Source organism: Rheinheimera sp. B2H12, from assembly GCF_059620065.1.
Genome location: NZ_CM184363.1, coordinates 1551372 through 1573574 on the forward strand (window position 1 = coordinate 1551372; position 22203 = coordinate 1573574).

General features: G+C 49.2%; 21 protein-coding genes and 1 other RNA gene. 12 read left to right on the plus strand and 10 right to left on the minus strand.

The annotated features are described in order from the left end of the window. Nucleotides 1-19 precede the first annotated feature (19 nt). Complete coding sequence (locus tag AC53GJ_RS06905) at nucleotides 20-2317, plus strand: ATP-binding protein (protein ID WP_496731838.1); 2298 nt, start codon at nucleotides 20-22, stop codon at nucleotides 2315-2317. A gap of 71 nt (nucleotides 2318-2388) precedes the next feature. On the opposite strand, the gene arcA is transcribed toward AC53GJ_RS06905, so the two are convergent. Both arcA and AC53GJ_RS06915 read right to left on the minus strand, forming a co-directional pair. Next, complete coding sequence (arcA, locus tag AC53GJ_RS06910; RefSeq protein WP_496731839.1) at nucleotides 2389-3096, minus strand: two-component system response regulator ArcA; 708 nt, start codon at nucleotides 3094-3096, stop codon at nucleotides 2389-2391. A gap of 216 nt (nucleotides 3097-3312) precedes the next feature. Beyond that, entirely contained in the window at nucleotides 3313-4950 is a 1638-nt protein-coding gene (locus AC53GJ_RS06915) for a sensor histidine kinase (RefSeq protein WP_496731840.1), read from the minus strand. Nucleotides 4951-5144: 194 nt separating this feature from the next. Here AC53GJ_RS06915 and AC53GJ_RS06920 point away from each other — a divergent pair, with 194 nt between their 5' ends. Then, nucleotides 5145-5543, plus strand: a complete 399-nt coding sequence (locus AC53GJ_RS06920) for a DUF3293 domain-containing protein (RefSeq protein ID WP_496731841.1) — start codon at nucleotides 5145-5147, stop codon at nucleotides 5541-5543. 50 nt (nucleotides 5544-5593) lie between these two features. Here AC53GJ_RS06920 and AC53GJ_RS06925 read toward each other — a convergent pair whose 3' ends face one another. Beyond that, the gene (locus AC53GJ_RS06925) at nucleotides 5594-6676 is read right to left on the minus strand and encodes a class I SAM-dependent methyltransferase (RefSeq protein WP_496731842.1); all 1083 of its coding nucleotides are present in this window, start codon (nucleotides 6674-6676) and stop codon (nucleotides 5594-5596) included. After that, nucleotides 6676-7425: a tRNA (guanosine(46)-N7)-methyltransferase TrmB gene (trmB, locus tag AC53GJ_RS06930; protein ID WP_496731843.1), complete on the minus strand. Its 750-nt coding sequence runs from the start codon at nucleotides 7423-7425 to the stop codon at nucleotides 6676-6678. Before trmB ends, AC53GJ_RS06925 begins: the two co-directional genes overlap by 1 nt. A 130-nt stretch (nucleotides 7426-7555) precedes the next feature. Between trmB and mutY the strand changes: the two genes are divergently transcribed. The 6 genes from mutY to rlmM all read left to right on the plus strand — a co-directional run bounded on the left by mutY (nucleotide 7556) and on the right by rlmM (nucleotide 12118). Beyond that, complete coding sequence (gene mutY, locus AC53GJ_RS06935; RefSeq protein ID WP_496731844.1) at nucleotides 7556-8581, plus strand: A/G-specific adenine glycosylase; 1026 nt, start codon at nucleotides 7556-7558, stop codon at nucleotides 8579-8581. Between the two features lie 130 nt (nucleotides 8582-8711). Further along, nucleotides 8712-8987, plus strand: coding sequence for an oxidative damage protection protein (locus AC53GJ_RS06940; protein ID WP_496732775.1), 276 nt, complete (start codon nucleotides 8712-8714; stop codon nucleotides 8985-8987). Between the two features lie 25 nt (nucleotides 8988-9012). Further along, nucleotides 9013-9948 (plus strand): transcriptional regulator GcvA, encoded by a 936-nt coding sequence (locus AC53GJ_RS06945; RefSeq protein ID WP_496731846.1) that lies wholly within the window; start codon nucleotides 9013-9015, stop codon nucleotides 9946-9948. Next, nucleotides 9948-10652 carry an alpha/beta family hydrolase gene (locus tag AC53GJ_RS06950; protein ID WP_496731847.1) on the plus strand — a complete coding sequence of 235 codons (705 nt, stop codon included), beginning with the start codon at nucleotides 9948-9950 and terminating at the stop codon, nucleotides 10650-10652. The genes AC53GJ_RS06945 and AC53GJ_RS06950 overlap by 1 nt, the downstream gene beginning before the upstream one ends. Continuing rightward, nucleotides 10630-11046 (plus strand): hypothetical protein, encoded by a 417-nt coding sequence (locus AC53GJ_RS06955; protein WP_496731848.1) that lies wholly within the window; start codon nucleotides 10630-10632, stop codon nucleotides 11044-11046. The genes AC53GJ_RS06950 and AC53GJ_RS06955 overlap by 23 nt, the downstream gene beginning before the upstream one ends. Nucleotide 11047: 1 nt before the next feature. After that, nucleotides 11048-12118, plus strand: a complete 1071-nt coding sequence (gene rlmM / locus AC53GJ_RS06960) for a 23S rRNA (cytidine(2498)-2'-O)-methyltransferase RlmM (protein WP_496731849.1) — start codon at nucleotides 11048-11050, stop codon at nucleotides 12116-12118. A gap of 123 nt (nucleotides 12119-12241) precedes the next feature. On the opposite strand, the gene AC53GJ_RS06965 is transcribed toward rlmM, so the two are convergent. The 6 genes from AC53GJ_RS06965 to AC53GJ_RS06990 all read right to left on the minus strand — a co-directional run bounded on the left by AC53GJ_RS06965 (nucleotide 12242) and on the right by AC53GJ_RS06990 (nucleotide 17266). Continuing rightward, nucleotides 12242-13960: a M28 family metallopeptidase gene (locus tag AC53GJ_RS06965; RefSeq protein ID WP_496731850.1), complete on the minus strand. Its 1719-nt coding sequence runs from the start codon at nucleotides 13958-13960 to the stop codon at nucleotides 12242-12244. Between the two features lie 167 nt (nucleotides 13961-14127). Further along, entirely contained in the window at nucleotides 14128-14388 is a 261-nt protein-coding gene (locus tag AC53GJ_RS06970; RefSeq protein ID WP_496731851.1) for a cysteine-rich CWC family protein, read from the minus strand. 151 nt (nucleotides 14389-14539) lie between these two features. Continuing rightward, nucleotides 14540-15817, minus strand: coding sequence for a hemolysin family protein (locus AC53GJ_RS06975; protein WP_496731852.1), 1278 nt, complete (start codon nucleotides 15815-15817; stop codon nucleotides 14540-14542). A gap of 175 nt (nucleotides 15818-15992) precedes the next feature. Beyond that, nucleotides 15993-16604, minus strand: coding sequence for a 5-formyltetrahydrofolate cyclo-ligase (locus AC53GJ_RS06980; RefSeq protein WP_496731853.1), 612 nt, complete (start codon nucleotides 16602-16604; stop codon nucleotides 15993-15995). A 180-nt stretch (nucleotides 16605-16784) separates the two neighbouring features. Further along, nucleotides 16785-16968, minus strand: a non-coding RNA gene (gene ssrS / locus AC53GJ_RS06985) — 6S RNA. A gap of 37 nt (nucleotides 16969-17005) precedes the next feature. After that, nucleotides 17006-17266: a cell division protein ZapA gene (locus AC53GJ_RS06990; protein ID WP_496731854.1), complete on the minus strand. Its 261-nt coding sequence runs from the start codon at nucleotides 17264-17266 to the stop codon at nucleotides 17006-17008. Between the two features lie 129 nt (nucleotides 17267-17395). On the opposite strand from AC53GJ_RS06990, the gene AC53GJ_RS06995 reads away from it, so the two are divergent. From AC53GJ_RS06995 to AC53GJ_RS07010, 4 genes are all read left to right on the plus strand, one after another. Beyond that, complete coding sequence (locus AC53GJ_RS06995) at nucleotides 17396-17977, plus strand: UPF0149 family protein (RefSeq protein ID WP_496731855.1); 582 nt, start codon at nucleotides 17396-17398, stop codon at nucleotides 17975-17977. A 78-nt stretch (nucleotides 17978-18055) separates the two neighbouring features. After that, nucleotides 18056-19372, plus strand: coding sequence for a Xaa-Pro aminopeptidase (gene pepP, locus AC53GJ_RS07000; RefSeq protein ID WP_496731857.1), 1317 nt, complete (start codon nucleotides 18056-18058; stop codon nucleotides 19370-19372). Further along, on the plus strand, nucleotides 19373-20764 hold the full coding sequence (gene ubiH / locus AC53GJ_RS07005) for a 2-octaprenyl-6-methoxyphenyl hydroxylase (protein WP_496731858.1): 1392 nt from the start codon (nucleotides 19373-19375) through the stop codon (nucleotides 20762-20764). Continuing rightward, a complete protein-coding gene (locus tag AC53GJ_RS07010; RefSeq protein WP_496731860.1) occupies nucleotides 20751-21971 on the plus strand; it encodes an FAD-dependent monooxygenase in 1221 nt (406 codons plus the stop codon). The genes ubiH and AC53GJ_RS07010 overlap by 14 nt, the downstream gene beginning before the upstream one ends. The last annotated feature ends 232 nt before the right edge of the window (nucleotides 21972-22203 follow it).

Consider the following 22203-nt stretch of genomic DNA (forward strand, 5'->3'; position numbering starts at 1 on the left):
TGACAGAGGTTGAGTTAATTTGAGTCAATATCCGGTTTATGGCTGGGTGCATCGTCTGGCCACAGTGTTAAAACTGTGGGGATGGTTCCAGCTTGGTAGTCTGACAGTGTTATTTATCCTGGTCGGCAGTGGTTTGATCACGCTGGCGGCCAGTTTGATCCTGCACAATCAAGTCCGCTGGGACATGGTAGCCGGTGCCTTGTTGTTTGCGGCAGTGGCCGCACCTTTGTTTGTGTTCAGCCTGCTCTATCTGGTGAAACATCTGGATGCGGCTATGTTTTATCTGCAGGATTCGGCACGGCAGGAAACCTTGCTGAACCAGAACTTGCAGGAAAATATCCGTCAGCTGAACTTTGAAATCGAAGAGCGGAAAAAAGCTTTTCAGGCCAAACGCCGGGCTATTGATGAGTTGCGTAAAGAAATTGCCGGCCGTAAGAAAACCCAACAAGAACTGGAAGAACAAAGTTTATTAATGCGTTCCATTGTCGACAGCTCGCCGGATTTATTTTACTACCGTGATGAAACCGGCCGTTTCGCCAGTTGCAATAAAATGTTTGAACAACTGATTGGCAAGTCAGCAGCAGAGCTGATTGGACGTTTCCCTTCGGAAATTTATGCTGCCGATATGGCGCCGGCAGCCATTCTGACCGACCACGAAGTATCGGTACATCAGGCCGAGTTGACGCTGGATGTGGAATACATCACAGCTGCAGGTCAGGTGATGTGGTTTGAAATGCGTAAAGTGCCTTTTTATGACAATCAAAGCCGTTATATCGGCTTATTGGGCTTTGGTCGTGATATCACTTCGCGCAAGCTAGCCGAACAAGCACTGGAACGGGCCTATCAGGACAAAGGCAAATTTATCGCCACGCTGAGCCATGAATTACGCACGCCACTGAATGGTATTGTCGGTTTAACCCGGCGTTTATTACAAACCCAATTGCAGTCAGAGCAGCGTAGCTGGGCCAATACCATTTTCAGCAGCGCTGAAACCTTAGGTAATATTTTTAACGATATTATCGATTTAGATAAAATTGACCGGCAAGATCTGGATATCGTTTATCAAAGTGTCGCCTTGTCGCAATTTGTTGGTGATATCGCTAATTTTGCTGAACTCATTTGTCAGCAAAAAGGTTTGCAGTTCAGGCTGAACTGGTTACAGCCTTTTGAGGGTTATATCCGGTTAGACCCGACCCGGGTACGGCAGATTTTGTGGAACTTACTGAGTAATGCCGTCAAATTTACTGCCAAAGGCACTATTAGTTTAACCTGCGAATTTCGCCCGCAGGCAGATCAGGCACAGCTGGCTTTTACAGTCACAGACACAGGGATCGGTATTTCAGCGCAAGAACAAAATCGGATTTTTGATATGTATTACAAATCCAGTGATGGTCGCCGGATGAGTATTGTTGGTTCCGGTATTGGCCTGTCGGTGTCAAAAGCGCTGGCAGAGGCGATGGGCGGCAGTATTGGCCTGCGCAGTCAATTAAATCAGGGCAGTGAATTTTTAGTGTTACTACCTACTGCTGTGATGGCCAAGCCTGACCAACTGCCGGTCGTCAATTGCCCAAGTCTGACCGTCTTATTGGTGGAAGATGTGCCGCTCAATGCAGACATCGCCATTAATTTACTGGAGCAGCGCGGTCATAGCGTGATCCATGCCGAAACCGGTGAAGATGCGCTGGCGTTGCTGGAAACCGAAGATGACATTGATTTGGTGCTGCTGGATATGCAATTGCCGGATATGACCGGCGATCAAATTGCCAGATTTATGCAGGAAGAGTCGCATCTGGCGCAAATTCCGATTGTGGTGTTAAGTGCGAATGTGCGTAAGGCTGAGCAGCAACTGGCAGGACTGCAGATCGCGGGTTCTCTGGCGAAACCTATCAATACCGCCAATCTTGATCATGTATTAGCCCAGTTATTCTCGCCAAGCTCAGTGCGAGCTAAAGTCAATCCGGCCAGTGCCAGCAGCGATACCGTGCTTGATACGGCCACCTTACAGGACTATCTGCAGTCACTTGGCAAAAACTCAGTCAAACGCAGTATTCAATTATTTCAGCAATTATTGCCTGGTTATCTCAACAAAATGCTGGAAGCTGCCAGTCAACAACAATTGCCGGAATTTCAGGAAGCGGCGCATAAACTGAAAGGGGCAGCGGCATCGGTTGGATTATTGTGGGTACAGCAGCAAGCGAAACAGTTGGAATTGCAGGAACAGCCACAGTGGCAGGGCATGGAACGACAGTTAATCGAATATCACTTAACAATAGAGCGGCACTTGGCCGCTCTACATGAGTTTGTCGAACAATATTAACAGCTGAGCAAAGGCGGCTCACTTTTAATCAGGAACTGCGCAGGACTCAAGTCCGCGCTGCTCCTGCGCTGTTATTTTTCCAGCTTGCCAACAAAACGGTAACCTTCACCATGAATAGTGCTGATCAGCTCAGGGCTGTCGAGATCTGATTCAAAGTGTTTGCGGATACGGCGGATGGTCACGTCCACAGTACGGTCATTTGGCCGCAGATCACGACCCGTCATATGCCGGATTAACTGTTCACGGGTGAAAATTTTACCCGGTGTATCCAGCATCAAACGCAGAGCACGGTATTCACCTTTGGGTAAACGGCGTGACACAGCTTTTGGTGATGTCAGGTTGCGGCTGTTTTCATCTAAAGTCCAACCGTTAAACCTGACCACACTTTTATGCTCTTCCACCACAGGTTGAGCCACAGTGCGGCTTAACAGGTTGCGGGCACGAATGGTCAGTTCACGCGGATTAAATGGTTTTGTCAGGTAATCATCGGCACCAATTTCCAGACCCAGAATACGATCGACTTCACTGTCACGACCGGTCAGAAAAATCAGACCGATGTTTTCTTTCTGGCGCAGCTCCCGCGCCAGGATCAAGCCGTTTTTACCCGGAAGGTTAATATCCATCACGATCAGATTGACGGTGTTATCCGTCAGTTGCTGATGCATGTCTTCACCATTAACAGCTTCCAGCACCTCATACCCTTCACCCTGAAACAGGCTGACCAGGTTTAAGCGTGTTACTTCCTCGTCTTCTACGATCAATATCACAGGCGTCTGCATGGGAGATGAACCTTATGTAAATTGTGTTGGTTTTTTATACGGGTCGAAACTGTTGAAATGACAACTGGTTGTCATTTTTTTTGCAATTATAGCTGGCAGTCCAATTGTTAACAAGAAAATTTGTTAACAATTAGCCGAGACTAATAAAAGAAGGGATGAATTACGGATTCGACTTGAAAATGAATAGCTTAGATTTTGGCGGCTATCGGCGTTATTTTATAGCCGTTGTGCTGCCGAAGATTTAATCACCACCGGAAAATCAAACTGAATATCGATGCCATGGCCCAGGGTACTTTCCAGCGTGATTTTGCCATTTAAGGCTTGTGTCACCAGGTTATACACTAAGTGCATGCCCAGACCACTGCCGCCTTCGCCTCTTTTGGTGGTGACAAAAGGATCAAAAATACGTTTTTTGATATGTTCAGGCACGCCTGCACCATCGTCAGAATAGTGCACATAACAGCGACTGTTTGCCACTGTGACCACCACTTTAATCACACCATGTTCTTTGTTTTCAAAGGCATGAATTAAACTATTCATAATCAGATTAATTAAAATCTGGTTAATGGGACCAGGCTTGCTGTCGATTTCCAGACTAGGTTCACATTCGAGCAGCACCTGATGCTGGGTCTTTTTCAGATTGGGCCGCAGCGACAACAGCACTTCGTTCATCAGTTGCAACATATTAAATTGCCGGCGGTTTTCATTCGACTGATCAACTGCAACCTGTTTAAAACTGCGGATCAAACTGGCTGCTCTTTCCAGATTACGGTAGATGATGCCGAGGTTTTCTTTACTTTCTGCAAGGAATTTAGCCAGTTGTGATGAGGTCAGCTTTTTCTCATCAAAGGCTTTTTGAATATCCGCCAGTTTGTCCTGCATCAGGGTTGAGGCGGTAACACCCAAGCCAATTGGGGTATTGACTTCATGCGCTACCCCAGCCACCATTTGGCCAAGACTGGCCATTTTTTCTGTTTCAACAATTTGATTCTGATACTGGTGCAAGGTTTCCAGCGTGTTGAGCAAATCCTGATTCGAACTTTTCAGTGCCAGCGTCCGCTCGTTAATTTTATGCTCGAGCCCCTGGTTCAACTGCCGGATTTCCTGCTCCGCCTGTTGCACCTTGTTAAATTGTTGCTCAATCCGATCAAGCATATTGTTGATAGCCCGGCCCAGCATATGCAGTTCTTCAATTTCGGCAGCAGGGGCGCGCATGGAATAACTCTTTTCTTTGGTGACTTTTTGCACTACTGCCAGCAGATTTTCAATCGGGCGGGTAAAACGTTTTTGTAGCCGGATACTGATTAAAAATGCACAGAACAAGGCAATCACTGCAATTAACAAATCAAACAAGATCCTGTTTTGCATGTATTTATTTAATTCACCCAGCGTGGCTCGCAAATAAACATAGCCAATAATTTTATTTTCAAATTCGACCGCTTTGGTAATTTCTATCACATCACCGTCAAAATGCGGCTCCAGCAAAGTTTCGACATTGTCAAACTGAGTCGGATATGGACCGACATCCCTTTTGTTATAGCTGGAAAAAAAACTCAGTTCGTTGGTTTCTGCGGTTAATTTATAGATATGAATGTTGTATAAAATATCGACAGCTTCAAAAGATTTTAACCTGCCATCTTCCATCTCGGCATTGTCATACAAAATACTGGTGCGGGAATTAAATGCCAGTATGTTGGCATAAGCATGCAACTGATCGACCAGCTTCTTTTTCTGGAAACTAATATCCTGCAACGATGAAATCGTCAGCGAAGCGAGCAGGGTGATACTGCAGATCAGCATCACAACCCAACTGAGGGCGCCTTTGATGGATGTCGTGCGCAGTAAAGGCTTCATGATTCCGTCCAGTAAAGCTTTATGAATGTCAAATAGTTAGGTCTTTGATGTTATGCACTTTCATTAAATTAAGCAAACCGGCCTGACAAATTTGTTCTGGCCGTTTATAGTGAATTGCGGCTGAAAGCAGTCTGCCACAACTGTCATTTCAGCCTGATACCCTGTTATTGCACAGCAGCTGAAAGGAGCCGGTGATGGATCTTTGGGAAAGCTATAAAAGCAGTGTATTTATCTGCTATCAGCCACTAGGCGATGCGATCGATTTTGCCATCATCAGTGCACAAAATCCGGCTGGTGCAGTGCAGCATCCGCAACACAATCTCAGATTAGACTGTGAATTAGAAAGCCATCTTGATCTGCATCAACTGCCCTACCGTGCTATTATCGGTTCTTCACCGGATCTGAGTTTTCAGGAAAAAAGCTGGGCTGTGTTATGTGAAAAAAGCCGGGCGCTGGCGTTAGCAAGGCAGTTTCAGCAAAACGCCATTTATTGGGTTGAGGCTGGAAAGTTGTATCTGGTGCCAGCTTTATGCTTCGGCGATGAGGAGTATCTGGGTTTGTATCAACAACGGCAAATAGTGCTGGCAGACTAGCCGCACAGGCTGGCAACTGAAATAACGCTGCTTTCAGTTGCCGGGCGATGCTAGTTTTTCCGGCAGTAATACACCACAAAACCCTGGCGTCTGGCCAGTTCTTTTACATTACCAAAAGCCGTTTTTAACCAGTCGGCATAAGGTAAATGGGCGTTGGCAACCAATGTCAGCGTGCCGCCACTGGTTAACTTCGTTTTGCTTTCATCAATAAATTTCTGCGCCACACTGTAGTCGGTTTTTAAGCCGGTATGGAATGGCGGGTTACTGACAATATGGTCAAATAACGGCGTGCCATTTGGCAAACCATCTGCCGCCAACACAGTGGCTTGTTGCTGATTCAAGGCAAAAGTTGCTTTGGTACTGGCGACTGCTAATGCGCTGACATCAGAACTGAACATCTGCAGTCCTGGCTGAGCTTTGAGCAAATAACAACCGACAATACCGGCACCACAGGCAAAATCAAGTACTCTGCCTTGCTGGATATGCTTTAAGTTTTCCAGCAGCAATAAAGTGCCGGCATCCAGTTTACCGTGGTTAAATACGCCAGGCAGTGAACAAAACTTCAGGCTATGTTGCCCGCCATTCGCCGGAACTGTTCCTGGAACAGTACCTGGAACAGTTCCTGGTACAGTACATCCAAACTGTTGCATCGCTACTTTTGGCAAAGGTTTCGCTGCTAAGTCGTTTAAGGCAAACCATAAACAGTGTTTAGCGTTATCCAGTTTGTGCGCGCCAAGGCCGAGTTTTTCAGCGTGACTGACCAGGCTTTTAATGCCGCCTTTGTTATCACCTACCAGATAAATCTGGCTGTCGGCGCTGATCAAACCATCCAGCTGCGCTAGGGTAAAGCCAAGCTGTTCTTTGCTCTTTGGATAAAATAACACCACAGTGTCAAACACTGTGGTAGCGATATCGGTGCTGGCTAAATCAGCGGCAAAATAACAAGGTGCCTGGCTTTGCGCTTGCCAGCACGTCGCCACAGTTTTATCTGTGGTATAACAATGTAACTGCAAACTGCCGTCGGCATGACTCAGCTCACGGGCTAAATCATCGGCCATAGGTTCAACCAGCAACACTTTACCGGTTAAATCAGCTTGATTGCGCAGTATTAACTGGCTTTGCGGGGTCAGCATCAATTGATCTTCTTAAACATTAAATCCCAGACGCCATGGCCAAGTTTGACACCACGGTTTTCGAATTTGGTTAAAGGCCGGTTATCCGGGCGAGGTACATATTGCTGATCGGTCGCCAGGTTTTGATAACCTTCAGCTGCGCTCATTACTTCCAGCATATGTTCGGCATAATTTTCCCAGTCAGTCGCCATATGAAAGACACCACCAAGTTTGAGTTTACGTCGCAATAATTGCACAAATTCCATCTGCACAATACGGCGTTTGTGATGACGGGTTTTATGCCATGGATCCGGAAAAAATAACTGGACAGTCGTCAGGCTATTATCGGCGATGCTGTCATTGAGAATTTCGACCGCGTCATGTTCAAATAACCTTAAGTTACTGACACCTTCTGCTTCGGCTTCACCCAGACAGGCACCAACGCCAGGTTTATGCACTTCAATGCCAATAAAATCCAGCTCAGGCGCTGCTTTTGCCATAGCGACCAGTGATTTACCCATGCCAAAACCAATTTCCAGCACCAGATCAGCACTGCGGCCAAACACCTGGCTGAAATCGTAAGGCTGTGCCTGATGTTCCAGACCCATAGTTGGCCAGAACAGTTCCAGACTGCGTTGCTGGCCTTTGGTCAGCCGGCCTTCACGCAGCACAAAACTACGGATACGACGCAGATATTTAGGCTGCTCAGCATTGTCAGTCGGCTCAGCGCTGACAACTTCAGCGGTTAAATGGGTTTCTGCTTTGGTCATTGGACACTCCGGCGGGAATTTTTTGCGGCGCACATTATGCGTTGTAACGCAGCGCTACTCAACCGACTTTGCATTGGCAGCAGCAAAATTGCGGGTTAGACTGCCGCCCTGCAATTCACAGGATTTTGTTATGTTAACGCAGTTAGAAGTCAAAGCTTTTCAAAATCAGGTAGTTAACTGGCAACTTAGCCATGGCCGCCATCAGTTACCCTGGCAGCAGCAAGTGACTCCGTATCGGGTGCTGGTGTCAGAACTGATGTTGCAGCAGACTCAAGTCAGTACTGTGATCCCTTATTTCCAGCGCTGGATGCAATCTTTTCCGACTATTGAGGCATTGGCTGGCGCCGATAACGATAGCGTGATGGCGCATTGGCAGGGCCTGGGTTATTACGCCCGGGCCCGCAACCTGCACAAAGCGGCGGTTTATATCAGCGGGCTGGGCGCATTTCCAGCCACGCTGGCCGGGTTACTGGCGGTGCCCGGGGTTGGCCGTTATACCGCAGGGGCTATTATGTCTTTTGCTTATGATCAATATGGCCCTATTGTGGATGGTAATGTCCGGCGTTTTTATGCCCGTTATTTTGCCATTGAAGGCGTCACCAGCAGCAGTGCGGTGGATAAAAAACTCTGGGCTTTGGCGGAACAATTGACGCCACAGACGCAATGCCGCAGTTTTGCCCAGGGTTTATTGGATTTAGGCGCGACTATTTGTAAACCCAGACAACCGCTGTGTGAGCAATGTCCGCTGGCCGGCAGTTGTCAGGCGCTGCTGCAAAACCGGCTGGATAGCCTGCCAACGGCGAAAGCAAAAAAAACGGTACCTACCAAAGACGGCCATTTTTTATGGCTGCAGCAGGATGGTTTGTTGTTTTTACAAAAAAGGCCGGCACCGGGGATCTGGGCGTCACTTTGGTCCTTGCCTCAGGTCGAAGCTGATTCAACCTTGTTATCTAAGGCACAGAAGCAAGGCGGCTTTGTGCATCAGTTCACCCATTACAAATTGAATGCCACCGTCTGGACGCCGCACCCTGCAGCCACTGCTGAGGTGAGGGAAGCAGCGAATGGCAGTTGGTATAACACTGAGCAATTGCAGCACATTGGTTTACCGGCACCAATCCGGGTTTTTATCGAGTCGAGCACCGGCAGCAAAGAGTAATTCGTCAGCATCGCCTTTGCCACTTGAGCATAGCTTGGCAAAATAGATTACAATGCTCGCCATTCAACGGCCTGCTGCCGGTTAATAGCTGGCAGCGGACCTTCAGTTACCCCTGAGCAGGAGCAGCATGATGGCACGCGAAGTATTTTGTCAGTATTTTAAAAAAACAGCAGCCGGACTGGATTTTCAGTTATATCCGGGTGAACTTGGCAAAAAGATTTTCGACAATATCAGCAAAGAAGCATTTGCCTTATGGCAGGCCAAGCAGACCATGCTGATTAACGAAAAGAAACTGAATATGATGAATCTGGAGCATCGCAAACTGTTGGAAGAGCAGATGCAGCAGTTTTTGTTTGAGGGACAGGATGTCACAGTCGAAGGTTATGTGCCGCAGGCCAAAGCTTAAGCCATTTTTTTCTCATAGGTGAGTTATGGCGCGCCGGTTACCTCCGCTTAATGCGTTAAAAGCTTTTGAAACTGCAGCCCGCCACTTAAGTTTTACCAAGGCGGCTGAAGAAATGTTTGTCACTCAGGCCGCCATCAGTCATCAAATCAAAGCACTGGAAGACCATTTAGGTCTGAAGCTGTTTATGCGGAAAAACCGCTCTTTGTTGCTGACCGAAGAAGGCCAGAGTTATTTTCTTGATATTAAAGAAATTTTTTTGCAGTTGCACGAAGCCACTGAGAAGTTGCTGGCGCGTGGTGCCAAAGGCTCGTTGACGGTCAGTCTGCAGCCGAGTTTTGCCATTCAGTGGCTGGTGCCGAGGCTGAGTTTATTCAGTGAGTTGCACTCGGATATCGACGTACGGATCCGGGCCGTTGATTCGGAAGAAGGCTCGCTGACCGATGATGTCGATGTTGCAATTTATTATGGTCGCGGCAGTTGGCGTAATCTGCATGCTGACAAACTGCATACTGAATATCTGTTACCAGTGTGTTCGCCGATGCTGCTCAATCGTGCCAAACCGCTGAATGAGCCGGCTGATTTGCGCTATCATACCTTATTGCATGACACCACCAGAGACGCTTGGAAAGCCTGGTTTACCAGTCAGGGTTTTAAGCATTTTAATGTCAATCAGGGACCGATTTTCAGTCATAGCGCTATGGTGTTGCAGGCGGCTATTCATGGCCAGGGCGTCGCATTGGCGCATAATGTGCTGGCGCAGCCGGATATTAATTCCGGCCGTTTGATTGTGCCTTTTAATCATGTGTTGCAAACCAAAGATGCCCATTATCTGGTGTGTCGTGACAGTCAGGCTGAACTTGGCAAAATTGCCGCTTTCCGGCACTGGATGAACGCCTTGGTGCAGCGTGAGCAGGAAGACTTTAAAGAGCAGCAATTTAATATTGCCGCAGTGACTGACTAATGACTGGGCTCATCACAACTGATGATGCCGAGTCAGCGCCATGGCTGAACTACCCGGCAACAAAACCGCTAGCTCGATTGTTGCTTTGTCATGGTGCCGGTGCGCCGGTACAAAGTGAGTTTTTAACCCAACTGGCACAACAGTTAGCCGCAGTTGGCGTGGAAGTCTGGGCCAGAAATTTTGTTTATATGCAAAAGTCGTTGCAAGGCCAAAAGCAACCGCCGCCAAAAATGGCAGTATTACAGCAGGAATTACAAGGCTGGTTAGCACAGTTACCGAACGACTTGCCGCTGCTGTTGGCGGGTAAATCGATGGGAGGGCGACTGGCAACTTTGCTGCTGGCAGACGGTCAGCCCCAGCCAGTTGCAGTGGCTGCGGTGGTGGTTTACGGTTATCCGTTTCGGCCAGCGGCCAAAAAACACTTACCTTTGTCGGCGCCGGAATTATCCGGTCGGGTGGCTCATTTGTCACAGTTAACAGTGCCGACCTTGCTGTTGCAAGGGCAAAGGGATGCCTTTGGCGGACCTGATTTGATTACGCCTGCTGAGCAGGCCAATTGGCCAGCGCTACAATTGCAATGGTTAGCTGGTGGCGATCATGATTTGCAAACCTTGAAAAAACAGCAGTTGACGCAGGCACAGTTAATTCAACAGGCGGCAGCACAGACCAGAGAGTTTATCGATGCAAAAATTTTGGCAAGTTAGTTTTTCCCTGGCCGCCTGTTATGGCGCAGTGGTGATTGGCATGTCCGCAGCAATTTCGCATTTGTTTAGCCATAGCCTGGATAGCCGTGCCTTTGCTTCCTTGCTAAGCAGTACTGCAGTACTGGCTTTTCAGACGCTGGCATTACTGCTGCTGAGTCAGTGGCAGTTGCAGCGAGTCACAGCGCCGTCCGGAGCGCAGTCCGGCCTGGTAGCAAGATTATGGCCGTTGTTGGTGGCCTTTGGTTTTCATTTCGGCCTTTGGCTATTTGTATACACAGTGTGGGCAGGGATTTTTACTTTGCCGATGCATTTTTCGCAGCTGGCGCCGGTTGGCGGTCAGTTGCTGTTAGTCAGTTGGCTGTTGCTGGCTGTCACGCCCTGGATCAGGAAATAACATGAAACAACTTTTACTTTATTGTCGCGCTGGTTTTGAAAAAGAATGTGCGGCAGAAATTCAGGACAAAGCGGGACAGCATGGTGTCTTCGGTTATTGCAAACTGAAAAATGACAGTGCTTTCGTGCTGTTCGAGGCTTATGACAGTGCCGCACTGGCCAATTTTTTCCGGGATTTTCCGTTTGAACAACTGGTGTTTATCCGGCAATGGGCCTTGTTGGTCGGCGAGTTAATCGATTTCCCGGCCGGTGACAGAGTCGGTGCCGTGGTAGCGCAGGCGCTGGCGGCAGAATTAACCACTTGTGGTGAAATTCGGGTTGAATATCCGGATACCAATGAAGGTAAAGAATTATCCACGCTCGCAAGAAAGTTGACAGTCCCACTGCGGCAAAGCCTGCGGCAGGCTGGCGTGATGTTGCCAAAACAACAGTCGCGGGCACCTGTGCTGCATTTGTTTATGTTATCTGGTCAGCAAGCTTATCTGGCGTTGTCTTATCCGGAAAACAGCAGCGAACTGGAAAATGGTATCCGCCGGCTGAAGTTTCCGCATGATGCGCCCAGTCGTAGTACGCTGAAACTGGAAGAAGCATTTTTACAGTTTATTCCGCGTGATGAATGGGACACCAGGCTCAGTTCAGGCATGAACGCAGTGGACCTGGGCGCATGTCCGGGTGGCTGGACCTATCAGTTGGTGATCCGTTCTATGATGGTGGTTGCCATTGATAACGGCATGATGGATCAGAAACTGATGGATACCGGTCAGGTCAAACATTATCAGGTCGATGGTTTTAAATTTCAGCCGGAAAAACGTAACGTGCACTGGCTGGTCTGCGACATGATTGAAAAACCGCAGCGCGTTGGCCAGTTAATTTGTGACTGGCTGATCAACGGCTGGTGTCAGGAAAGTATTTTTAACCTGAAATTGCCAATGAAAAAACGCTACGAAACCCTGCAGGAAGTACTGGCACAAATGCAGGCCCGTTTTGACGAAGCCGGCATGCGGGTGATCTTTCAGGCCAAGCACCTGTATCACGACCGGGAAGAAGTGACAGTGCATTTGTGTAAAGGTTAACTGGAATAGGGTGCCGCGTCGCGGCAAACCTAAGACTGAGCACAAAAGAAGACGCTGAAATTGACTGTTGAAGTGGCTGGTTATTTTTTAAAACCAGCCACTTCGAGGGTAGCTCCAAACAACTTATTGCTGCTTGTTATACTCCTGCCCAAATACCTTGCCAAAGAATGATTGTTTTAACCAAACCGGACGTTCGGTGGCGTTGGCAACCTCCAGCGCGATATCGTAGTTGATGTCGGCAAATAACGCGCCAGCGTCATAGCGGATAGGGCCAAAGTCTTTGGTTAAACCGGCGATATCATCGGTCGGTTTGTGGTAGTGCTTGGCGAAGAATTTTCCCCAGATTTCACCACCTTTTTGTTTTGGATCCTTTGAGGTAAAACCTGTCATCAGAAATACTGAAGGTACGCCTTTTTTCACCAGTGTGTAGTGATCTGAACGGGTAAAAATGGCCTGTTCCGGCATTGGATCGGCGCTTAATTTAATGCCGTGGTTGGCGGTAGCTCGTTCCACAGTCGCACCCAGCGATGAATGGTTGGCACCAAAAGCTATCATATCGGCAAATGGATATAACAACACCGGCATATCCAGGTTGACGTTCGCGACTATGGATTTAATAGGGCGGGTTGGGTTATGAGCAAAATAATCAGCACCTAACAGACCTTTTTCTTCACCGGTAACCGCCAGGAATAAGATTGACCGTTTTGGTTTGACCGGATTGGCGTGGTAGAGCCTTGCTGTTTCCAGCAAAATAGCGACACCGGCGGCATTATCCATCAGACCGTTATTGATTTTATCTTTTGAGCGTAAATCATTGCCGATACCAATATGATCAGAGTGAGCAGTCACTATCACATATTCATCTTTAAGTAGCGGATCAGAACCTGGCAACACTGCAGCGACGTTCTGACTCTGAATAGTTTTATGTTCTGATTCACGACTGAAACTGGCTTTAGCAGTTAACGGGAAACCTTTAGGACTTTGCTTTTTTTCCAGCATGGCAAAAATTTGCTCAAGGTTTTGTGGTGCACCTTCGAACAACATTTTAGCGGCATCCATATGCAGGTAAGCACCGGCTTGAAGCTGTGGATAATCATTGGCTTCAGAGCCATCCTGATTGACCCAGCGCACTCTTGGCGAATTTAAATACATCAGGCTGTTGGCATAAGGCCGGGTTTTTTCTTCAATTGGCGTATGCAGGGTAAAAACACCTACAGCGCCATGTTCAGCGGCAAGCTGTTGTTTTTGTGATCCAATATGGGCAGCTTCTTCACTTGGCAATGAACTTGGCCGGCCCGGTAATACCACGACAATTTTGCCTTTCACATCTAAACCAGCATAGTCATCGATACCGAACTCTTTCGACACCAGACCATAACCGACGAATACCAGTTCAGCATTGTTGACGCTGACTTTGCCCTGATGGCCGCTGGCGCTGGTGAAGTATTGTTTTGGATAAGCCAGTTTCTGCGCTTTGCCATTGATGTAAAAGACCAGTTCGTTACTGTTTTTCACCAACATGCTTTTTTTCATCGGCACTTGCTGGAAAAATTGCTGGTTATCACCCGCTGGTTGCAAGCCCAGTTGTTGAAAGTTGCTGGCAATATACTGGCTGGCTATCAAATGACCGCGGCTGCCGGTATCACGGCCTTCCAGGCTATCGTCGGCCAGAAACGCCATATGGGCAGCAATTCTGTTGGCGTCGGCTTTGACTGCTGCAGTTGTTACTGGACTGGCTGCGGTCGCAGCTGTGGTGTTGGCTGACTTATTGCTGGCTGTGGTGGCAGCACAAGCGCTGAGCAGTATTACGGATGATAACGTCATCCAGGGTGTTAATCGCATTGCTGATTCCTGAGAGTGAAGTGTAAGTGGCGCTGGCTTCAAATGGCCAGCTTTTTTTTGCCAAATCAGCCTATCATGAAATTGCTGTGACGCTGCTCGCTAGGCAAAGTGTCTGCGACCAGCGGAGGAAAATCAGCGGTAGTTTTGGCAAGCCGAACCACCTGTGGTCAGAGATTTGTCTTTAACTTTGCTGTCGTAAGCTCATCGGATTGATCTGGCATAAAAAGCTGCACTGCTTGCTCTGGCTGTGCAACTGTGACCTTTGCTTGTTGCAGGCATTGCTGACAAATACAGCTGATTTGGTCAGGGGCTTTGGCCAGTAACTGGGGTGGGAATTGTTGTTGCATACACCAGCAATGCTGGACCCGGCTTGTGCCAGCCAGGCATTGATTGGGTTGCTGGCAGAGCGGGCAAACAAAGTCAGACATTAGTTTTTCCATTGCGTTACAACCAAATAGTACTGTCGCAATCAGACCCGGACTGCCAACGGATATTTACGACCGTCGATGTGGGCCGGACTCGTCACGGCGAGCCCGGCTTTCGGCTAAATTTTAGATAATAGCTGAACTTTTCAGTAACTTAACCAGACTTTTCGCTGTCGCTGGATAAATCTTCCTGCTCGACAAAGTCTGGTTTTTTCATCGCCAGCACTTTATCGATGCGTTTGCCGTCCATATCAATAATTTCCAGCGACCAGGCACCCACTTCAACTATATCGGCTGTTTGCGGCATTTTACCGAGTAACAACATAATCAAACCATTCAGCGTCTGGTATCTGTTGCTGTCTTCTTCCGGTAACTTGCTGATATTCAGGCAATCTTTTAAATCAATCACCGGTAATAAACCATCCAGCAATAAAGAGCCATCGGCGCGGGTGATCACCATCATATCTTCGCCATCATCCTGGCTGAATTCACCGGTCAGGGCTTCCATCAAATCCAGCAAGGTTACCAGACCTTTTAAATCGCCATATTCATCGACCACAAACACCATCTGGCTGCCTGAGGTGCGGAAATGGTCCAGTAATTCCATACCGGTCAGACTATCTGGCACAAAGTTACACGGCTGCGCCAGTTCAGTTAAATCGGTCAGTTTACCGGATACCGATTGCACCAGTAATTGTTTTGTGGAGACCACCCCAATTAAATCATCGGCATGGCCACGGCAAACCGGAAAACGTGAATGCGGCGACTGCGTCAAGATCTGCAGGTTTTCTTCGATACTGTTTTCGACATCCAGAAACACAATGTCAGAACGTGGCACCATCAGGGAAGAAATGCTGCGCTCATCCAATCGGAACACGTTTTTCACCATAGTGTGTTCGTTTTGTTCAATCACCCCCGAACTGGAACCTTCCTGCAGCATGGCATGAATATCTTCGTGGGTGACATTGGATTCCTGATTTTGCGAAAAGCCAAATAATCGCATCAGGGTATGGGTGGAACCAGACAGCAACCAGACAAAGGGTTTTGTCAGTAACGCCAGCAATAACATAGGTTTAGCCATTACACATGCGATGGTTTCAGCGCTGATCTGGCCAATACGTTTTGGCACCAGCTCACCGACTACGATAGAGACATAAGTGACCACGATAACCACTAACACTGTGGCAAAGATGGTGCTGAAGGCCACTGGCATGCCAAGGCCTTGTAACCAGATGGCAAAAGGCCCGGCCAGGATTGCTTCACCGAAGATACCGTTCAGGATACCAATCGAGGTGATACCAATCTGCACCGTGGATAAAAATTGAGTCGGATCTTCGGCCAGTTTTAAGGCAATAGCGGCGGAGGATTTTCCATTGTGCGCCAGCGCGGTCAGTCGTGATTTGCGCGCTGTGACAATAGCAATTTCAGACATGGCAAAAATGCCGTTAAGCAAGATTAAACTGACAAGGATCAGGATTTCCATATAAACCATAAAGTGACTGCGAAGCGGTGAGTATACCAAAAAAGTGTTTCGCTGCTAGTGGTCTGTCACCAAGCAGTGCTGTTTTGTTAGGTTTAAAGCTGAATTAGCGCTGAAGCTGCCAGTATTATTTGCCAGCAACAAACAACGTTGTTGGTGTCAGCACCGCATGCAGCGGAATATCCCAGGCTTGCTGCGGTAAAGCCTCAAGCTGCTGACATTGATGCGCCAGGCCAACTAACATAGGGCGCTGAAGTCGTTGCGGCTGCTGAAGCCGCTGGCCACAAGCCTGCAACGGCAGCGTTTCGCTAAAAGCCGGAAGTTGCGCCAGGGTGCGATCATAAAAACCGCCTCCCATGCCCATCCGATTGCCGGCGGCATCAAAAGCCACCAGCGGCAGACAAATCAGCGATAACTGCGACAGCGGGCAAATCTGGCTGCAGTTGAGTACAGGTTCCGGGATACCAAAACGATTCGGCCGCATCGGGGTGTCGGTGTTGTAACGTTGAAACAATAAATAGCCGGGCGCAAAGGGATGCAACACCGGCAAATAAAGCTGTTTGCCTTGTTGCCATAACCAGGCGATTAATAATGTGGTATCCAGTTCAGCGTCATTGGTGAGATAAAGCGCAATATGCTGCGCTTGCTGCAAGGCGGTTTGGCCAGCAAAAGCGCTGACTAAATCGACGGCGGCTTGCTGTTGCTGAGCTTTCGTCAGGGCCTGTCGACGCGCGCGCATCTCGCTGCGCAGTTGCTGGCGCAAAGTTATGTTGGCCGCTGCAGGCAAAAACTGGTTTGGCATCGCCATCAGGTTGCAACTGTTCTGACAATAAAATTGGCATGAAAAATAGCATAGCCAGCGCTAAAAAGCAGTAACGGCTGTTGGTCAAGGATATTAAACATGAAGAGAGCGGGGGAAGTGTTCTCGAGGTTGCCGTGTCAAACGTTAGCCTCGAACCATAGGTTCAAGGCGGAAGTCAAATCAGCACCGCAGGCTTCCCGGTACGAGCCGGGCTTGCACAATAGTGCTGGATAAGAATTCCTATGTATAAACAATTATCGGCTCGGGGACATCAGCTTGATCACAAACAACCCAGAGAACGGGGCTAAGTATATCACCACAATGTGACAAGGTAAGCCTTATTCTGCGTTCTTTTTCATTTCCAGTAACTCATTGCACAAATTTAGTGCAATCATCAGTAATACGTCTTCCGCGCCATGCACGCCTGGTTGATAACGGGTATTACCAACGCGCTGTTCTAACTCCAGCATGGCATTTTGCAATTTTTCTTCCTGACCGGCCGGACAGGAAATTTTCATATGGCGACCCAGTACCGAAACGGTCAGTTGTTTTGGTTTGGCTTTAGTGACTGGGGCTGTTTCTTGCTTTTTCGGGTACATGGTGTCCTTTGTATCTTACAATTCGGTCTGACAATGCTGTTCAAATGCCCGGCCAAAACTGGCCGACTTGGCGCTGTGGGGCTGGCGGTGATAGCATAGTGCCAATTTTACTGTTAATGCCGGATTAATATGACCACTCAACTCCTACTTAATTACGACCACTGGACCAGTCAGTTGGATCAACATGCAGTGATGGCCTCAGCTGCCGAATTACATGGTTTGATTGCCGGCATGCTCAGTGCCGGTATCCCGGCGGATGCGGCGACGATTTTACCAGTATTGTCCGACTTCTTAAACGATGGGCAGGCGCTGAATGCACATTTAAAAGCGATTATCGAGCAATTAATTGCTGAAACAGCCCGGCAATTAGCAGATCCGGATTACGGTCTGGTGCTATTACTGCCAGGTGATGATGATTCGTTGCCGGAACGGCTGGAAGCTATGGTGGAGTGGGCGCAGGCGTTTCTGGTTGGATTTGCCATTCAGCAAACCGATTTATCGCTGGTCAGCGCCGATGTGCGTGATGCCATTGAACAATTATCCGAAGTGACCCGTATTGATATTTACACCGAAGATGACAGCAGCGAAGCTGAAAACGAAGAATCTTATTATCTGGTGCTGGAACATGTCCGGCTGATGGTGCTGACTTGCTTTAATGAAGTCGGGCAGAAATTTACCATCAGCGAAGTTGCCGCCAAAACGCTGCACTGAGGCAGTATTGCTTGCTGCAGTGAATGCTAGGCTGCAGAGTCAGGTCGTAACAGAAGAAAAATTGCGCAGGAGAAACCGATGTCGGTGGCCCATTTTGCAAAGCGTCGCGCCAAAGTGGCGGCGCAGATGCCGTTAAATTCTGTACTGCTGGTGCCAGCAGCACAGGAAATTACCCGTAGCCGGGATACTGAATTTAGTTTTCGTCAGGACAGTGATTTTTGCTATTTAACCGGTTTCCCGGAACCTGATGCGCTGCTTGTTCTGCAAAAAAGCGCCAGTGGCGAGGTCAGTGAACTGTTGTTATGTCGGCCAAAAGATCAACTGGCTGAAATCTGGCAGGGCCGCCGCTTTGGTCCTGTTCAAGCAAGTAGCCAGTTTGGCTTAGCTACGCAGAGCCTGGCCGAGCTTGACACTGAGCTGCTCACTGCGGTTAATCAAAAACAAACGCTGATTTATGCGCAAGGCGTTTATCCGGCTTTTGATGAAAAAGTGTTTGCCTTGCTGGCCACGCTGCGTAAATACCCAAAACGAGGTTATCTGGCACCGGTGCAGTTACAGGATTTTCGCCCGCTGATTGCAGAGCTGCGGTTAATTAAAGACGATGCCGAAATTGCCCTGATGCAGCAAGCCGGCCGGATCAGCGCGCAAGCGCATCTGCAGGCCATGCAGCAGTGCCGGCCTGGCATGTGGGAATATCAGCTCGAAGCTATTATCCGCTATCAATTTGCCATGCAAGGCGCCCGTGACTGCGCTTACAACACTATTGTTGGTGGCGGCGCCAACGGCTGCATTTTGCATTACACCGACAACAACTGCCAACTGCAGGATGGTGAGCTGGTGCTGATTGATGCCGGCTGTGAGTTGCAGGGCTATGCGGCGGATATTACCCGTACTTTCCCGGTGAGCGGCAAATTCAGCCAGGCGCAAGCGGCTTTGTATCAGGTGGTGCTAAACGCCCAATACGCTGCCTGTGCAGCAGTGAAACCCGGTAACAGCAGCAAAGATACTCTGGCAGCCGCTTGTTTTGAGCTGACCAAAGGTTTGCTGGAACTTGGTATTTTGCAAGGCGATCTGACTGAACTTATCGAACAGCAGGCTTGTAAACAGTATTTTATTCATGGTCTTGGCCATTGGCTTGGGCTGGATGTGCATGATGTGGGTGCTTATAAAGTGGCTGACACTGAACGCCCATTTGAACCTGGTATGGTGTTAACGATTGAACCTGGCCTGTATATTCCGGCCGGTTCAGCCTGTGATGAAAAATGGTGGGATCTGGCCGTTCGAATCGAAGATGATTTGTTGGTGATCAAAGAAGGTCATCTTAACCTGACGGATACTGTGCCAAAAGAAATTGCCGCAATTGAGCAGCTGATGGCTGCCGCTAAGGGACAATAAGTGCAAGCAGGCCAGAAGGGTGATGATAGCAGCGCCAGCAACTTTGATGTGGTGATTGCCGGTGGTGGGATGACAGGCGCGATGTTGGCGCTGGTGCTGCTGCAACAACAACCGGCGTTAAAGCTGGCCATCATTGAACAACAAGCTGAACAACAAGCTAAACAGCAAGCACAACCAGCCGAACAAGCCACTGCAGCCGCAGCCGCCAAGGCACCAGCGCTGAGTTTTGACAGTCGCAGTATTGCTTTGTCAGCGGCCAGTGTCGAATTGTTACAGCAATGGGGCCTGTGGCAGGATTTACGCCAGCATGGCTGTGCCATTCAAACCATTCAGGTGTCAGACCGCGGCCACTTTGGTAAAGCTGTGCTAAATGCCAGCGAGTTTGGCCGTCGCAGTCTGGGGCAGGTGATCGAAATCGAATGGCTGGGCGCCTTGTTGTATCCAAAGTTACAACAGTATGCCAATAGCGGTGCCTTAAGCTGGTTCAGACCAGCCCGCATCAGTGTTGTGCAGCCGGAGACTGATCACAATTTGTTGCAACTGAGTGATGGCCGGCAACTGAGCTGTCAACTACTGGTGCTGGCCGAAGGGGGCGACTCACCAACCCGCCAGCTGGCGGGATTTCAGACTCAGGTTGAGCCTTATCAGCAAACAGCATTAATTGCCAATATCGGCATTGCCGCCGGTCATCAGCATATAGCTCATGAACGTTTTACTGCCAATGGTCCACTGGCGTTGCTGCCGTTAACGCGGCAGCGTTATTCGCTGGTCTGGACTTTAGCGCCAGCCGAAGCCGAACATTTGCAGCAACTGCCGGAAGCGGAGTTTTTGACTGAGTTGCAACGCGCTTTTGGTTACAGTGCCGGCATCTTTACCGCGGCGGGTCAACGTCAGCTTTATCCGCTGGCACTGAAATACAGCACTGAAGCGGCCCGGCACCGGATTTTACTCTGTGGCAACAGCTTGCATAATTTGCATCCTATTGCCGGGCAAGGCTTTAATTTAGCGCTGCGTGATATTGCAGCCATTATTGGCTTGGTGGCGCAGTTGCCACTCTCCAGCGCGGCCGCAGCGGGCGATACTGCCATTGATTACGGTTGTTATCCGCTCTGGCGTAGCTATCAGCAGTTGCGCCAGGCCGATATGCAGCAGGTGATCCAACTGACCGATGGCATGGTGAAAGTGTTTTCTAATCAGTCCAGATTATTGGCGCTGGGTCGCAATCTGGCGTTAACAGCCTTGATGCAGTGCCAGGGGCTGAAACAGCTATTTGCCGGCCAAACCATGGGCCTGACGCCGCTGGCCCGGCAACAACAACAGATCAGCCAGTTCAGTCAGACTGGCTGGCAGGGCAACCCCGAGTGGCAGGAACACAAGCATGCAAACCTCTGATGTGATTATTGTGGGAGCTGGCAGTGCCGGTTTAACGCTGGCGCTGCTGCTGGCTCAGGCCGAACACAGCTCAGCCTTGTCCATCACTGTGCTGGACCAAGGGCCTGCGCCTGTACCAACCCGTCCAGCGTTGCAACGGGTCAGCGCGCTGAACTTAGCTGCCGAGCGTTTGCTCAGTAAACTTGGGGTCTGGGCTCTGTTGAGCGCCAAACCAGCTTATCAGCAGATGCAGGTGTGGGAAGCCGATAGTTTTGCTCGCATCAATTTTAGTGCTGCTGATGAAGGCCAGCAGGCGCTCGGTTATATGGTCGATAACGAAGAATTACGCCAGCAGTTGTTGCAGAAAGTGCAAAGTTATCCGCAGATCCAGTGCCGCTTTGAAGCGCGGATCAAAGATATTCATCTTACCGAGCAACAAAGTTTATTAACCTTAGCTGATGGCCGCTTGCTGCTGGCTAAATTGCTGGTCGGCGCTGATGGTGCTGAGTCTCAGGTCAGAAAAAGCCTGCAACTGACGCAAAATTTCTGGGATTACGACCACCATGCGGTGGTGGCAACCATTCGCACCGAGCAGCCGCATCAGGCCACGGCGCGGCAGGTGTTTTTACCAACCGGTCCTTTAGCTTTATTGCCACTGGCCGATCCTAAGCTCTGCTCTATTGTCTGGAGTACCTCGCCGCAGCAAGCGGCTGAGCTTTGTGCCTGTGATGAAACTTTATTTAATCAACAACTGACTGTCGCCAGTCAGGCGGTGTTGGGTGTGCTGAAAGTTGACAGTCACCGCGCCAGTTATCCGCTGAAAATGCGTTACGCCAGGCAATGGCAACGGCAGCAGGCGGTGTTAGTGGCGGATGCTGCCCATACCATACATCCACTGGCCGGTCAGGGCATGAACCTGGGGCTGATGGATGTGGCTGCATTAGCTGAACTAATAGATCAACAGATGGCAAGCAGCGGTCAGCCGGTCAGTAGCCGCATGCTGCGCCAGTATGAGCGCTGGCGCAAAGCGGAAGCACAACAGCTGATTGCAGCGATGGAGCTGTTTAAACGTGGTTTTATGGCGCCACAACCGCTGTTAAAGCTGGTCAGAGCTGTCGGGATGAAAGTGACCGATCAACTGCCGGCCGTGAAAAGTAAAATTATGGCAGCCGCGCTTGGCAATCAGGGCGATTTGCCAAAAATAGCCCGCCCTGAACTGCTCCCTTAAGCTCTATCGCCTATCAAAGCAACACAACAGGTCGATTTTCGCATTATTAAATCTAATTAATAAGGGGCTGTCGGCCTGTAGCCCCTTACGTTATAATCCGGCGCAACTTTTAGTCCTTAACCCGTTTGTGGTTATTCAGTGTTGTTGCTGTCACAGTGGTAAAACCTCAGGTTGTTACTGTCTGGCCATCACACTGACGACTGCATAAACAGCAGGCTTTGCTGGCGGGCAG